This is a genomic window from Priestia sp. TSO9, from assembly GCF_021029645.1.
Taxonomy (GTDB): domain Bacteria; phylum Bacillota; class Bacilli; order Bacillales; family Bacillaceae_H; genus Priestia; species Priestia megaterium_E.
This window is the reverse complement of record NZ_JAJEKD010000002.1, coordinates 18,803-31,878: the sequence shown is the minus strand read 5'-3', so window position 1 is coordinate 31,878 and position 13,076 is coordinate 18,803. Positions and strand designations below refer to the sequence as shown.

Annotated in this window: 13 protein-coding genes and 2 tRNA genes; 2 read left to right on the top strand and 13 right to left on the bottom strand. The window is 37.7% G+C overall.

The window, feature by feature from the left end:
* The first annotated feature begins 94 nt into the window (after positions 1 to 94).
* Together LJC66_RS00295 and LJC66_RS00290 are read left to right on the top strand one after the other, a co-directional pair.
* Positions 95 to 168: transfer RNA gene (locus LJC66_RS00295), tRNA-Met, on the top strand.
* Between the two features lie 10 nt (positions 169 to 178).
* Positions 179 to 250, top strand: a tRNA-Glu gene (locus LJC66_RS00290).
* A gap of 119 nt (positions 251 to 369) precedes the next feature.
* Here LJC66_RS00290 and LJC66_RS00285 read toward each other — a convergent pair.
* From LJC66_RS00285 to LJC66_RS00225, 13 genes are all read right to left on the bottom strand, one after another.
* On the bottom strand, positions 370 to 837 hold the full coding sequence (locus tag LJC66_RS00285) for a S1 domain-containing RNA-binding protein (protein WP_013054879.1): 468 nt from the start codon (positions 835 to 837) through the stop codon (positions 370 to 372).
* An 88-nt stretch (positions 838 to 925) separates the two neighbouring features.
* The gene (locus LJC66_RS00280) at positions 926 to 1,297 is read right to left on the bottom strand and encodes an FtsB family cell division protein (RefSeq protein WP_013054878.1); all 372 of its coding nucleotides are present in this window, start codon (positions 1,295 to 1,297) and stop codon (positions 926 to 928) included.
* 4 nt (positions 1,298 to 1,301) lie between these two features.
* A complete protein-coding gene (gene yabQ / locus LJC66_RS00275; protein WP_050691224.1) occupies positions 1,302 to 1,925 on the bottom strand; it encodes a spore cortex biosynthesis protein YabQ in 624 nt (207 codons plus the stop codon).
* Positions 1,922 to 2,227, bottom strand: coding sequence for a sporulation protein YabP (gene yabP / locus LJC66_RS00270; RefSeq protein WP_013054876.1), 306 nt, complete (start codon positions 2,225 to 2,227; stop codon positions 1,922 to 1,924). The genes yabQ and yabP overlap by 4 nt, the downstream gene beginning before the upstream one ends.
* A gap of 99 nt (positions 2,228 to 2,326) precedes the next feature.
* Entirely contained in the window at positions 2,327 to 2,593 is a 267-nt protein-coding gene (locus LJC66_RS00265) for an RNA-binding S4 domain-containing protein (protein ID WP_230931633.1), read from the bottom strand.
* Positions 2,594 to 2,613: 20 nt separating this feature from the next.
* Entirely contained in the window at positions 2,614 to 4,074 is a 1,461-nt protein-coding gene (gene yabN, locus LJC66_RS00260) for a bifunctional methyltransferase/pyrophosphohydrolase YabN (RefSeq protein WP_050691223.1), read from the bottom strand.
* A 12-nt stretch (positions 4,075 to 4,086) separates the two neighbouring features.
* A complete protein-coding gene (locus LJC66_RS00255) occupies positions 4,087 to 5,691 on the bottom strand; it encodes a putative polysaccharide biosynthesis protein (RefSeq protein ID WP_230931632.1) in 1,605 nt (534 codons plus the stop codon).
* A 229-nt stretch (positions 5,692 to 5,920) separates the two neighbouring features.
* Positions 5,921 to 6,457 (bottom strand): stage V sporulation protein T, encoded by a 537-nt coding sequence (gene spoVT / locus LJC66_RS00250; protein WP_013054872.1) that lies wholly within the window; start codon positions 6,455 to 6,457, stop codon positions 5,921 to 5,923.
* 249 nt (positions 6,458 to 6,706) lie between these two features.
* On the bottom strand, positions 6,707 to 10,237 hold the full coding sequence (gene mfd, locus LJC66_RS00245; protein ID WP_195695621.1) for a transcription-repair coupling factor: 3,531 nt from the start codon (positions 10,235 to 10,237) through the stop codon (positions 6,707 to 6,709).
* Positions 10,238 to 10,306: 69 nt separating this feature from the next.
* Positions 10,307 to 10,537 (bottom strand): anti-sigma-F factor Fin, encoded by a 231-nt coding sequence (gene fin, locus LJC66_RS00240; protein WP_013054869.1) that lies wholly within the window; start codon positions 10,535 to 10,537, stop codon positions 10,307 to 10,309.
* A 59-nt stretch (positions 10,538 to 10,596) separates the two neighbouring features.
* Complete coding sequence (gene pth / locus LJC66_RS00235; protein ID WP_025753163.1) at positions 10,597 to 11,154, bottom strand: aminoacyl-tRNA hydrolase; 558 nt, start codon at positions 11,152 to 11,154, stop codon at positions 10,597 to 10,599.
* Between the two features lie 139 nt (positions 11,155 to 11,293).
* Complete coding sequence (locus LJC66_RS00230; protein ID WP_230931631.1) at positions 11,294 to 11,923, bottom strand: 50S ribosomal protein L25/general stress protein Ctc; 630 nt, start codon at positions 11,921 to 11,923, stop codon at positions 11,294 to 11,296.
* Positions 11,924 to 12,109: 186 nt separating this feature from the next.
* A complete protein-coding gene (locus tag LJC66_RS00225) occupies positions 12,110 to 13,063 on the bottom strand; it encodes a ribose-phosphate diphosphokinase (protein WP_014462059.1) in 954 nt (317 codons plus the stop codon).
* Positions 13,064 to 13,076 lie beyond the last annotated feature (13 nt).

Below are 13,076 nucleotides of genomic sequence, written 5' to 3'. Positions count from 1 at the left end.
AAGTAAATAATAGTCTATAAAAATATCAAAAAAGTTATTGACAATATCCCAGCTTTTTTATATTATTATAAATGTCTTTTAGAGAACGTATAATGGCGGTGTAGCTCAGCTGGCTAGAGCGTACGGTTCATACCCGTGAGGTCGGGGGTTCGATCCCCTCCGCCGCTACTCGAATAACGGCCCGTTGGTCAAGCGGTTAAGACACCGCCCTTTCACGGCGGTAACACGGGTTCGAATCCCGTACGGGTCATCAAAAAGCATGTACAACAGTACATGCTTTTTTTCTACTCTTTTTTACATATAAAAAAGCACCTTTTAGATAAAAGGTACTTTCCAAAAACTCGCTATCTATTTGATATAAGCAGCAAGTTAACCGCGTTTTGCACCGCGTCCACCGCGTTTTGATTCGGTATGGCGCTTTAGGGAAGATAAACGTTCTTCACTGTCTTTTAAGAAACGATTCATTTTTTGTTCGAATGTTTCTTTTGTACGGAAATCATTACCGCCACCACGATTGTTATTACGTTGTGGGCGTGAATCACGTGGACGGTCTGAGCGAGGCGCTCTTGCAGGACGCTCCGGTCTTTCCGGACGTTCTGGTTTGTCTACCGCTTTCTTAATTGAAAGACCAATTTTACCATCTTTCTCAACGTTAATTACTTTGACTTCAACTTCGTCGCCCACTTTTAAATGGTCGTTAATGTCCTTTACGTAATTATCAGCTACTTCACTGATATGAACCAAGCCTGTTGAACCTCCTGGTAACTCAACAAAAGCTCCAAAGTTCGTAATACCTGTTACCTTTCCCTGTAACTTGCTGCCTACTTCGATTGACATAAAAAAAATGCTCCTCCTTAAATGATAAAAGAAATCAATTTATTATATTATACAAAAAGCAAAAATACACTGTCAACGAACCATACGTTTAGTCTTTTTTTACATTAAAGATAATTTCCCCGTCTTCTGATAAAAAATAATCTCTGCGGGCAATTTTTTTAATATAATCATCGTCATTTAACTTGACGATTTCACCTTTTAACTGCTTTTGCTTGCTTTGTAATTTTGTCAGCTGCTGTTCTAATTTCACCTTCTCAGCTTTTTTGTTCTCAATAGCTGAGGTTTGCGTAATTAAAGCTGATACCATCAATCCACCAATGATTAAGGCCAACACTCCAAAAACAGTCAAACGCCTAATTAAACCGATACGCTTTCGATCTGTATTTTGTTTAATTTGCTCTTGTTTATGGCTATAATCAGTATTTAACTTCGCGACCTTTTTTTTTCGTACCGCACTCATTGAATTAGTCGTCCCCCTTGTTTTTTAAAGTGTTCACCCATGCAACGATTCTCATTATCATATTCTTTGCACGATTGTAAATTCCTTCTATATACCGAAAACCCATATGTAAAAATCGTTTTACAGGTTTAGGCATCATTCTCCAAAATACGAAAAGAACCCACCTGGTCGGTACGTAAATAAGCTTTAGACAGAATACGAGCAGCTTATGAACGGCTCGGTAGATCCCTAAAGCGACTACAAGTAGAATATGAATAAAGAAGCGGATAGGCTTGACCAAAAAAATATTACTAAGCGTTAAAACACCTCGATATAAACTTAATACGCTCGAGACAGTAAATGTTAATACTTTTAAATACAGTGATTGAAATAAGCTTTGATACGCGGCAAAACCGCAAAACAAAGCAAGAAACGCATACAAACGCAGTTCTCCTTCATTCACTAAAAACAACACATAAAAAATGAGAAGAGCTTGCACCATCCAAAACAATACGTCATTCACAAATACAAACCATGGGCGTGATTTAGAGCGATTAACAAAGTAACGATAAGTATCGAGAGAAGCACCTAAACCGCTTCCCATCGATACCATCGCAAGCATTGTATAGAGCTGAATGTTTAAACTCATCGAAACAACTTACTAAAGAATCCTTTAGCCTTCTCCGATTGGTTCTCATCTAAGTAAACTATATCAAAGATTTTTCCTTTTATCGATACAATTCCTTGATCAACGTCTAAATTTTTCATTTGCAGATTTTGCCCTCTAACTGACAAGAAACCCATCACTGTTTCAAGTAAAAATTCCTCATTGTCAAAGCTCTCTACCTGCTTCACACCCGTGATATCTAAGAGACGCCGACCCTTCATCACTAAATCATGATTTGGAGTATGGTCTTTGTTTGAATTGCTTGTTTCGTAAAATTGGCTCATATCTTCATCCCCACCTCATTCATTAAGAGCATTCGCTCTTGTTATCTGTTGTTTAAAACATATGAATGAGAAAGGTGATTTAGAACAAGCCTTCATCAGTTATACTTCAGATGAAACACGCTCTTCTTTGACAATTGAGTACAAATTAGCTGCTTCTTCTTTTTTAGCTGCTTCTTGAAGAGCCTCTATTTTAACGGTAATTTTCTTCGTGCCGAATGTGATCGCTAATTCATCTCCTACTTTCACATTTGTGCTTGCTTTTGCAACGATACCATTAATGGTAATACGGCCCTTGTCTGATACTTCTTTTGCTAATGTACGGCGCTTAATTAAACGTGATACTTTTAAAAATTTATCTAACCTCATAATTCCCTCACCTTCCTGTTTTACAAACCTGTTTTTTTGGCTTCTTCCCAAAATTCATCTAACTCTTCTAACGAAAAAGATTCAAATGGTTTTTCAGAAGCTCTCACTTTTTCTTCAATATATTGAAATCGATTTAAAAATTTTGTATTCGTTTTAGCTAATGCAGCTTCAGAATCAATTTTATAAAATCTTGCAATATTCACTAAAGCAAATAAAATATCTCCAAATTCATCGCTCATTTTTTCTTTATCAGCATGCTGTACTTCCTCTTGGAATTCAGCAAGTTCTTCCTGTACTTTTTCCCACATAGGTTCAACTTCTGACCAATCGAAACCAACTTTTGCAGCTTGCTTTTGGTATCCATGCGCTTTCATTAAAGAAGGCATAGCCTCAGGTACAGAAGCTAACAGAGAAGAAGGTTCCTCTCCTTTTTCTTCTTTTTTGATTTCATCCCAATTTTTCAAGACCTCATCTGCATCATTCACGCTCTCTTCCCCAAATACATGCGGATGGCGTCTTACCATTTTCTCTGAAACACTGCGAATGACATCATCAATTGAAAACATTCCTTCATCTTCACCGATTTGTGCATGAAGCAATACCTGCAGCAATACATCGCCGAGCTCTTCAATCATATTATCGTCATCTTGACGGTCAATTGCATCTAATAACTCATAAGACTCTTCTAGCAAATAGCGCTTGAGCGATTCATGCGTTTGTTTTTGATCCCAAGGACATCCATTTGGCCCTCTGAGCGTGGCAATAATCCTTCTGAATGCGTCAAATTGATGGTATAAAATTGTTTCGTCTGCTACTGGAGGGACATAAATAGTCGTTAAGTTATTGAGCGACATTTCTCTATCCAATTCATACAGCTTGACCGGCTGGATTTTTTCTTCACTGCTTCCCGCTGCTGTTACAATGTAAACGAGGTAATCATCAGGAACGTGTTCCATCAGCGTGAGCTTTACCTCTGAGGCAACGAACTGATCGTACACTTGAGCAATTAGAACATGACCGGTTAACTCTATTTCGCTTCGCTTTAAATCTGTTCCGTCTAGCAGCTGAAACCCTTCGATAGGATCGATCTTCAGCGCACCAAAAATTGGGTCTAAGAAGCTTTGTCCTCCTTTAATTTCAACAGGAATGCCTCGTTCTTTTCCTTTTTGTAAAAGTAATTGAACCGTACGTTCTGCCACTAAAGGGTGCCCAGGAACGGCATACACCACTTCTTCTATTGAAGCTTTATCGATTAAATCATTTGATATATGTTCATATACCTCTTCAAATGCATCATACGATTCGTATACGCCATCATAGGATACATACGTCAAGCCTTCACTTTCTAATTCTTTGATTACAGGATGTTCTTTTGTACGCATATAAATATGCTTTTCCTGCTGTAGCAAGCGATAAATGCCTACAGGTAGCTGTTCTAAATCGCCTGCTCCTAAACCAATAACTGTTACTTTCCCTGTCATTGCTTCACCTTCTTATTTATTTTTTAATACGTATTTAGCTAAAACACTTCCCATTGGAAGTAAACGTAATTCCTCTTCGGTAAAAATATGTTGTTTTATAATGATAAACAAATAAAACAAACCGCCTATTAAAACACCAGCTCCGGTTTCAACCACTTGGTTGCTTGTATCTAAACCATTAGACCATACAAAGTGATGTAAACAAAATAAATAGCTTTGCAAAAGAACGACCATTGCTATGCCCGTTATAAAAATACCTCCACTCGCCTTTTTCGGAACAAGAGGTACAGCAAGCTTTTTATATAGACAAAATAGATTGATTGCTGCAACGATCGCGAATCCAGCTGAGGAAGCAATGGCTGCTCCTATAGTTTGAAAATCTGGTATTAGCCAAAGATTCAATATTAGTTTGACTGCCATGCCAGCGATAACAGCTATCACAGGCGCGATAACAGCTCCCATCCCCTGCAGTACAGCTCCAGCAGTTGCTGCTACTGTTGTAAATATAACTAACAAGCTCAAAACTTGTAAAACGTCCGTTCCGTGGGAGTCACTGTATAAAAGCATATTAATGGGTTTCATCAGCGCAATCAAGCCAAAAGCTGCTCCAACTCCGACTACAAGCGATAGACGGAGAGACAGCTGAACTTTTTCAACTACAAATGACAGATTTTTTTTCGCAATGGCTGAAGAAATAACAGGTACAAGCGAAAGCGAAAAAGCTGTACCTACTACTGTACCTAATTGAATCAACGGAAGCCCGCGGTCATAAATACCTTTTAAAATTTGTGCTGCTTCTTCAGCCATGCCGTGCGCCGTTAGACTAGAATATAAAGTAAAGGAGTCAATAAGCTGGATAAACAGCAGACCCATACCGCTAATACAAATTAATAAGCCTTGAATAATAAGGATTTTAAATATTCTCTTGATGTCTGCTTTTTTTATGCGTTGAAATACTCCCTTAGAATTTGTCTTTGTTCTAAAAACAAATAAAAATAAAATAATAAGGGATGTGATACCGCCTGTTATAGAACCAAAAATAGCTCCCGCCCCTGCAGTATATAGATCATAACCATGTCGGATCAAGAAAATAGACAGATACAAAATAGTCCCTACCCGTACAACTTGTTCTGCAATTTGAGACAGCGCTGTAGGAAACATATTATGTAATCCTTGATAATAACCACGAATAACAGCAATAAACGGAATAAGTAAAAAGGAAAATGAAATAATTTGAATGAGAACCGTTAATTTACGATCTCCCATCCACTCGGCAATCGTTTCTGCGAAAATATATTCAAACGCAAATATCGTGCAGCCTACTACAAACAAAAAAGCAAACGAAACTTGAAGTATTCCCCGTATTTCCTTTCTTCGATTTGTTACCGCATACTCAGCTACTAACTTTGAAATAATTACAGGGAAACCATATGTACCTAGCTGTAGCGCAATTCCATATAGCGGATAAACTTGCTGATAGATATAAAACCCTATATCTCCCGCGATATGATGATATGGAATACGATAAGTGGCACTTAAGATTTTCGTAAATAAACCTGCGAGCGTTAAAATAACGGCGCCGTTAAAAATAGAATAGAGCTTTGATTGTTTCTGCATTCCTACACCTTTCACCTGCAGCTTGTAATGATATGAACAACTCTTTTTATTAGCCGCTAACCACACTAGAATAGAGCTTTGTTCTTATAAAACATCCTGCACTTTCCAATAAATAAAATACCGTACCATTATATCATGTTCTCTTTATTTCTAAGGTAAGACAGCATGAAAAAAGGCAGCAGAAACTGCTACCTTTTCAGTAAATAATGTAAAATAAAGATAATTACGCTTACTGCTCCATTTGACGAGATAAGAAGCTAGCTGCTGTTTCGGCTGCTTTATGCTCTACTTCACCAAGAGACTTATCTTTTGAGAAAATGACAACAGCTCCAATCGGATCTCCATTTGCAATAATCGGACCGATTGTGTAAGAAGAAATATTTTCTTCGTATCCATCGACAAATTCAAGGTTTTTGCCATCAGTTACTAAAGAAGAACTGCGGCTTTCCATAACAGATTCCACTAACGAACTAATGTTTTTATTTAAGTATTCTTTTTTAGAACTTCCTGCTACCGCAATAAATACATCGCGGTCACAAATAAGTACAGGATGACCTAAGCTGTCGTATAGCGCTTCGCCATACTCTTTTGCAAAGTCTCCCAATTCACTAATTGGCGAATATTTCTTTAAAATAACTTCTCCATCGCGATCGACGAAAATCTCTAGCGGATCTCCCTCTCGGATGCGAAGCGTTCTTCTAATTTCTTTTGGAATCACAACGCGACCCAAATCATCAATACGACGAACAATACCTGTTGCTTTCATTCATTGAAGCCTCTCTTTCATATGATGATTAAAATAGTTGGTGAATATCACTGATGGCTATATGATAAAAGGTTCACCTTTGTTGAGGTTAGTATTCTTCACTCTACAACTTCTATTCACCAACCATCTCTTTTTTTGTTAAAAAGTGTGCTTTTATTAAAAAAATGTCCAAAAAACCGCCAAAACATGGGGATTTGGCGGTTTTTATTTCGGCTATATAAAAAGAAGGCTCAAAAATGAGCCTTCTTTTTAATTCGTAACTTGTTCTTTTTTAACAGTGGCTACTCCTTTTACTAACTGATACACAATATTGAGCCATTCTTTTTGAGCAAGTCCTTTTACATTAACCACTAATTTTACTTTCTTGCCTTCCATACCTAAGCTGACCATTCTGCCAAATTGATCACCTAGCATGAATAATTTTTGGCCGTCTATCGTTGAGCTCGCTTCTTCAGACAGCAGAATAGAAATTTCTTGTTTTGACTGAAGAATAGATTCTACTAAGTTCTGCGTTGCATATACTTTTGTTTCCGCTACTTTAAACAAATACTCTACCTCAGCCGGATACTCTCCAAAACGATCAATCATTTCATCCTGCAATTCTTGAATATCTTCTAATGCTTCAATTCCTCTAAAGCGCTTATACATCTCAATTTTCAAGCGGCCGTCTGTAATGTACTGATCAGGAATATACGCGTCTAAGTCCAGATTCATTTCTACATTAAATTTCACATTTTCTCCGTCAGACCCGCGTCTTTCCTCTATCGCTTCTTTAAGCATTTGAGAGTAGAGATCGAAACCGACAGAATCGATAAATCCATGCTGCTGAGCACCCAGTAAGTTTCCGGCGCCACGTATTGAAAGATCACGCATAGCAATTTTAAAACCAGAACCTAATTCGGTGAATTCTTTAATAGCTTGCAGACGCTTTTCAGCTACTTCTGTCAGTACTTTGTCTTTGTGATACGTAAAGTACGCATATGCCACGCGATTTGAACGACCTACACGCCCTCTTAATTGGTACAGTTGTGATAATCCCATCTTATCAGCGTTGTTGACAATAAGCGTATTCACATTTGGAATATCTACTCCCGTTTCGATAATGGTTGTACTCACAATCACGTCATATTCGCCTTCTAAAAAGCTTAAAATAACCGCTTCGAGTTCGGTTTCGTTCATTTTTCCGTGGGCATACGTTACCCTAGCATCAGGCACAAGCATCGAAATTTCTTCTGCTTTTCGTTCAATATCTTCTACGCGATTATATAAAAAGTAAACTTGGCCATCACGCGCTAACTCACGCTCAATCGCTTCACGAACTAACACCGGATTATACTCCACTACATATGTTTGAACCGGAAAACGATTTTCAGGCGGCGTTTCAATAACAGACAAATCCCTTACGCCCAACATAGACATATGTAATGTTCGTGGAATAGGCGTTGCTGTAAGTGTAAGGACATCAACGTTTGCTTTCATTTGCTTGATTTTTTCCTTGTGCGTTACACCAAAACGCTGCTCTTCATCGATAACTAACAATCCTAAATCTTTATAAATCACGTCTTTAGATAGTAAACGATGTGTACCAATCACTACATCTACGGTCCCGTTTTTTAGCCCTTTAATTGTTTCTTGCTGCTGTTTACGGCTGCGAAAGCGGCTCAATAGCCCAATGTTGATTGGATAGTCTTGAAAACGCTCACGGATGGTTTCATAATGCTGCTGAGCTAAAATAGTGGTTGGCACTAAAATAGCCACTTGTTTTCCATCTGTCACAGCCTTAAACGCAGCACGAATGGCTACTTCCGTTTTTCCATATCCAACGTCTCCGCAAAGCAGACGATCCATTGGTCTTTCATGTTCCATATCCTTTTTAATTTCTTGTACAGAACGAAGCTGATCTTCGGTTTCTTGATAAGGGAACGCTGTTTCAAATTCTCTCTGTAAATCGCCATCCGGAGAAAATGCATAACCTTTACTTGCTTCACGCTCTGCATACAGTTTAATTAAGTCATCAGCGATGTCTTGAACAGAAGACTCAACTTTTCGTTTCACTTTCTTCCAGTCATTTCCGCCAAGTTTATATACTTTTGGCTCTTTCCCTTCAGAGCCTACATATTTTTGTACTTGATCAATCTGTTCAACAGGAACGTACAGCTTGTCAGAGCCTTCATATTTGATATGGATATAATCTTTATGATTACCGTTAATCTCTAACGTTTCCATTCCTAAGTAACGGCCAATACCGTGGTTCACGTGTACGACATAGTCACCTACGTTTAACTCTGAATAGCTTTTAATACGCTCTGCATTGGAAAGCTTTTGACGACGCTTTGATTTCTTTACCCGTTTTTTAAACAATTCTTCCTCGGTTAAAACAGCTAATTTTTGCATCGGCAGTTCAAAGCCCATTTGTAAATCGCCTTCAATGATTTGAACAAGACCTGGCACAAGCTGACCATTTCCATCTAAAATAGATGAATCAATATCATAATCTGCCAGCACACCTTCAAGTTTTTTCACGCGCTCTTTATCTGCTCCTAAGAGGACTACCGTATAATTAGCATTTTTCCAACGTTCAATTTCACTTTTTAATAAGTTCATTTGGCCGTAAAACTGCTGCATCTGCTTACATGAAATATTAATAATATTTTGCGGACTCGTATACGATACGTGCTTCAAAAACAACGATAAGTATAAAAACTGATGTTTTGCTCGCTGAATAAGAGATGGGAGCTTATGAGATAATTGAACGTCTCGAACAATTTGCCCCTGTCCTAATAATTCGGTTATCCATTCAGCTTCCTCTGTTTCAAGCTGATCAGACGTTTCTTGAATTCGAGTGGTTTCATCAAAGATGACAAGGCCGCCTTCTGGTAAATAATCTAGTAAACTAGCAGGCGATTCGTAGAAGAATGATAAATACTTGAACATATTTTCAAGAAGTTGACCTTGACGCAGCTGTTCGATTTCACCTTTAATATTTTCTGTTAAGGTAGCTTTTAGTGCTGCGTTTTTTACTTGTTGCAGCGTCGAAGCCAGCTGCGCTTCTAGTTCTTCAATTCCTTGGGCTACTTCATTTTGATTCACAATGATTTCCGTAGCAGGGCCGATTGAAATTTCTTTTAACTGCTCTTGAGAGCGTTGATCCTCGATTGTAAAAGTACGAATGGAATCAATCTCCGTATCAAATAGTTCAATTCGGACAGGTAGCTCTTCTGTTAACGGATAAATGTCAATGATTCCTCCGCGCACACTAAACTCACCCGGAGCTGAAACCATCGATGCCCGCTCATAGCCCAACTCAACTAACCTTTTTAAATAATGATCAACGTCGATGTCAATCCCCATTTGAAACGGCAGCTGTGTTTGCTCCCATCTTGCTTTAGGAGGCAGCAGCTTTCGAATTCCTGCAAGCGGTGTTACAACTACTCCACCTGTATGTTGACTCCAATAATTGAGTACTTCAATGCGCTGAGCCTTTAATTCTGGACTTGCAATCCCCACTTCTGTAGCAACTAAATCGTTAACAGGGTATAAGAAAACGTCTTTTTCCGGTAAAAGATGCAAAAGGTCTTCATACACTTTTTGAGCTTGATATAAATTATGAGTCACTACTAATAAGGGGTATTTTTTATCCTCATTTAAGAGTGCCATTAATACAGATCGAGCTGAACCGGAAATTCCCGTTACTAACTGTTCTTTCAAACCTTCTTCTAAACTGCTGACAACAGCTCCAATTTCTTTATTTTCTTCAAATTGCTGTCTAATCCCTCGCAAAGGAATTCCCTCCTCCCATGATATGTCTAAACTAAACAGAAAAACGCTTTGGTTTGAGACCAAAGCTTTTTATTGTATAAATGTTTCGTACTGATGATAGTCTGGATTTCGTTCTAGCGCTTCTTGACAGTCTTCACAAATAATTTTAACCACGATATCTCCACTATTGTGGTAGTGAATAAAGTCTTTTCGTTCATCTGCGGTCAGGTGATTAAAACCGAGTGCTTCCGTATTGTGAGCTGTCTTTTCTATCATACCGACTTTTGCGCCACAATGTCTACAGAAATAATGAATAGACATACAAATCCTCCCAAATCTTTTAGTGTTAGTATGGACGATTGAGAGAAATTTTATTCTACTTAATTATAGCGATTCATTACTTCTAAGAACGGTTTACCTAAAAAATCTTCACTCGCGTGTATAGACGTTTTCATCGCTTCTTCCATATGAACCATTTCATCTGCTGTAAAGCGCCCTAGTACGTAATCAACTACTTTCATACCGTTTTGCGGACGATCAATTCCAATACGAATTCGGTTAAATTCTTGGGTTTTTAAATGCTGAATAATTGATTTTATTCCGTTATGGCCGCCTGGACTTCCTTTTGTACGCAATCTTACTTTTCCGCACGGTAAATCTAAGTCATCGTAAATAACAAGCAAGTCTTCGACGTCTATATCAAAATAGTCCATTAATGGGCGAATACTTTCTCCTGATAAATTCATATATGTTAGAGGCTTTAATAATATGACTTTTTCTCCTTTTATTATACCTGTTCCATATATTCCGTTAAACTTTGTTTTATCTAATGAAATCATAAACTGTTCAGCAATTTTATCAATTGCCATAAATCCTATGTTATGACGAGTTCGGTCATATTCTTTTCCAGGATTCCCTAAACCAACGATTAATTTCAAAATAGATACTCCTTTCCACTCTATGTAAGTTGTACATAATAGGTAAATGTCTTTAATGTTTTACATTACTATATAGTATCACTTTTATTATAATCAATTCACACAAAAAGACGTAACCTTTTGGTTACGTCTTTTTATATTATTCTTCGTTATCTTTTTCTTTTGTTGCTTCAACATTGCCTTCAGCATCCTGAACTTCGCCGCTGTCCGGCTCTTCTTCCTGTTGAGGAGGTAGTACAGAAGCAACTGTATCTTCTGCATCATGCGTAATTTCTAGCTTTTTATCTACTTTAATATCCGCTACTGTGATTGTATCATTAATTCCTAAATCTGATACATCTACATCAATAGATGATGGAATATCTTGCGGCAAGCCTTTTAATGAAATTTCATATAGAGACTGCTGTAATACGCCGCCTTCTTTTGTTCCTTTTGCTTCTCCTACTAGAGATAAAGAAACTTCAGTATCAATTTCTTTCTTCATGTCGACCACTTGGAAATCCGCGTGGACAATTTCGTTTTTTAATGGATCAGTTTGAATATCATGTAACATTACGGAATATTTTTGCTTATCCACTTGTAATGTTAACACTCCATTGCGCCCTGCTTCACGAATAGTCTTAATAAAATCAGCACTGTTTAAGTAAATAGCTGTGGATTCTGTTTTATTTCCGTAAACAACCGCTGGGAAGTTTCCTTCGTCGCGAATCTTTCTATTTGTAGAATTTTTGAAATCCGTTCTTTTATTTGCTTGAATTGAAATACTCATTTTATTCACCTTCCAGTATGTTTTCTACTTAAAATGTACCCTTTTTAGAAGGTTGCTAAACATGAAACCCAGTTTGAACATTAATATATCTTTGTTCATCCTGTCCAGATCCCTTTAAAACAAAGGATTAGCGCATTTAATTTTTTTCAAAAAAACCTCTTTCCATTTGGAAAGAGGTTCTGTTTATCAATCAAATAACGTACTAACTGATTGCTCTTCATGAACACGAATAATCGCTTCACCGATTAACGGAGCTACTGAAAGTTCTGTTACTTTACCAATTTTCTTATCTTCTGTTAAAGCAATAGAGTTTGTTACAGCTAGCTCTTTGATTGTAGAGTTTTGAATACGCTCAATTGCAGGGCCTGAAAGCACTGGGTGTGTACAACAAGCATATACTTCTTTTGCACCTGCTTCAATTAATGCACTTGCACCAATTGTAATTGTACCGGCTGTATCAATCATGTCATCAATCAAGATTGCTGTTTTTCCTTCCACTTGTCCAACGATGTTCATAACTTCTGCTACGTTTGGACGAGGACGACGTTTGTCAATGATAGCGATCGGCGCTTTTAGACGTTCCGCTAAACGGCGAGCACGCGTTACGCCACCGTGGTCCGGAGATACAACAACAACGTCATCAAGGTTTTTACTCTTAAAGTATTCACCTAAAATTGGAACACCTACTAAATGGTCAATTGGAATATCGAAGAAACCTTGAATTTGAGGAGCGTGTAAATCTAATGTGATAATACGAGTAGCTCCCGCTTTTTCAATGATATTTGCTGCTAATTTTGCAGTGATTGGTTCACGTGCACGAGCTTTACGATCCTGACGAGCATAGCCATAGTAAGGCATAACGATGTTAATTGTTTTAGCTGATGCACGTTTTAATGCATCAATCATAATTAATAATTCCATTAAGTGTTCGTTAACTGGAGCACTTGTTGATTGAATGATAAATACATCACAACCACGGATACTTTCTTCAATGTTAATTTGAATTTCACCGTCACTGAAACGATCAACCGAACATTTACCTAATTCCACACCAATTACTTTTGCGATCTCTTCAGCTAAAGCCTTGTTTGAATTTAGCGTAAATAACTTTAAATTTTCATCAGCATATACATTTGACATTTTATTGTGAAAC

Coding starts and splice junctions, on each gene's coding strand:
- LJC66_RS00285 (WP_013054879.1), bottom strand. CDS start 837: ATGTCAATCGAAGTAGGCAGCAAGTTACAGGGAAAGGTAACAGGTATT.
- LJC66_RS00280 (WP_013054878.1), bottom strand. CDS start 1,297: ATGAGTGCGGTACGAAAAAAAAAGGTCGCGAAGTTAAATACTGATTAT.
- yabQ (WP_050691224.1), bottom strand. CDS start 1,925: ATGAGTTTAAACATTCAGCTCTATACAATGCTTGCGATGGTATCGATG.
- yabP (WP_013054876.1), bottom strand. CDS start 2,227: ATGAGCCAATTTTACGAAACAAGCAATTCAAACAAAGACCATACTCCA.
- LJC66_RS00265 (WP_230931633.1), bottom strand. CDS start 2,593: ATGAGGTTAGATAAATTTTTAAAAGTATCACGTTTAATTAAGCGCCGT.
- yabN (WP_050691223.1), bottom strand. CDS start 4,074: ATGACAGGGAAAGTAACAGTTATTGGTTTAGGAGCAGGCGATTTAGAA.
- LJC66_RS00255 (WP_230931632.1), bottom strand. CDS start 5,691: ATGCAGAAACAATCAAAGCTCTATTCTATTTTTAACGGCGCCGTTATT.
- spoVT (WP_013054872.1), bottom strand. CDS start 6,457: ATGAAAGCAACAGGTATTGTTCGTCGTATTGATGATTTGGGTCGCGTT.
- fin (WP_013054869.1), bottom strand. CDS start 10,537: ATGTCTATTCATTATTTCTGTAGACATTGTGGCGCAAAAGTCGGTATG.
- LJC66_RS00230 (WP_230931631.1), bottom strand. CDS start 11,923: ATGAGTATTTCAATTCAAGCAAATAAAAGAACGGATTTCAAAAATTCT.
- LJC66_RS00225 (WP_014462059.1), bottom strand. CDS start 13,063: ATGTCAAATGTATATGCTGATGAAAATTTAAAGTTATTTACGCTAAAT.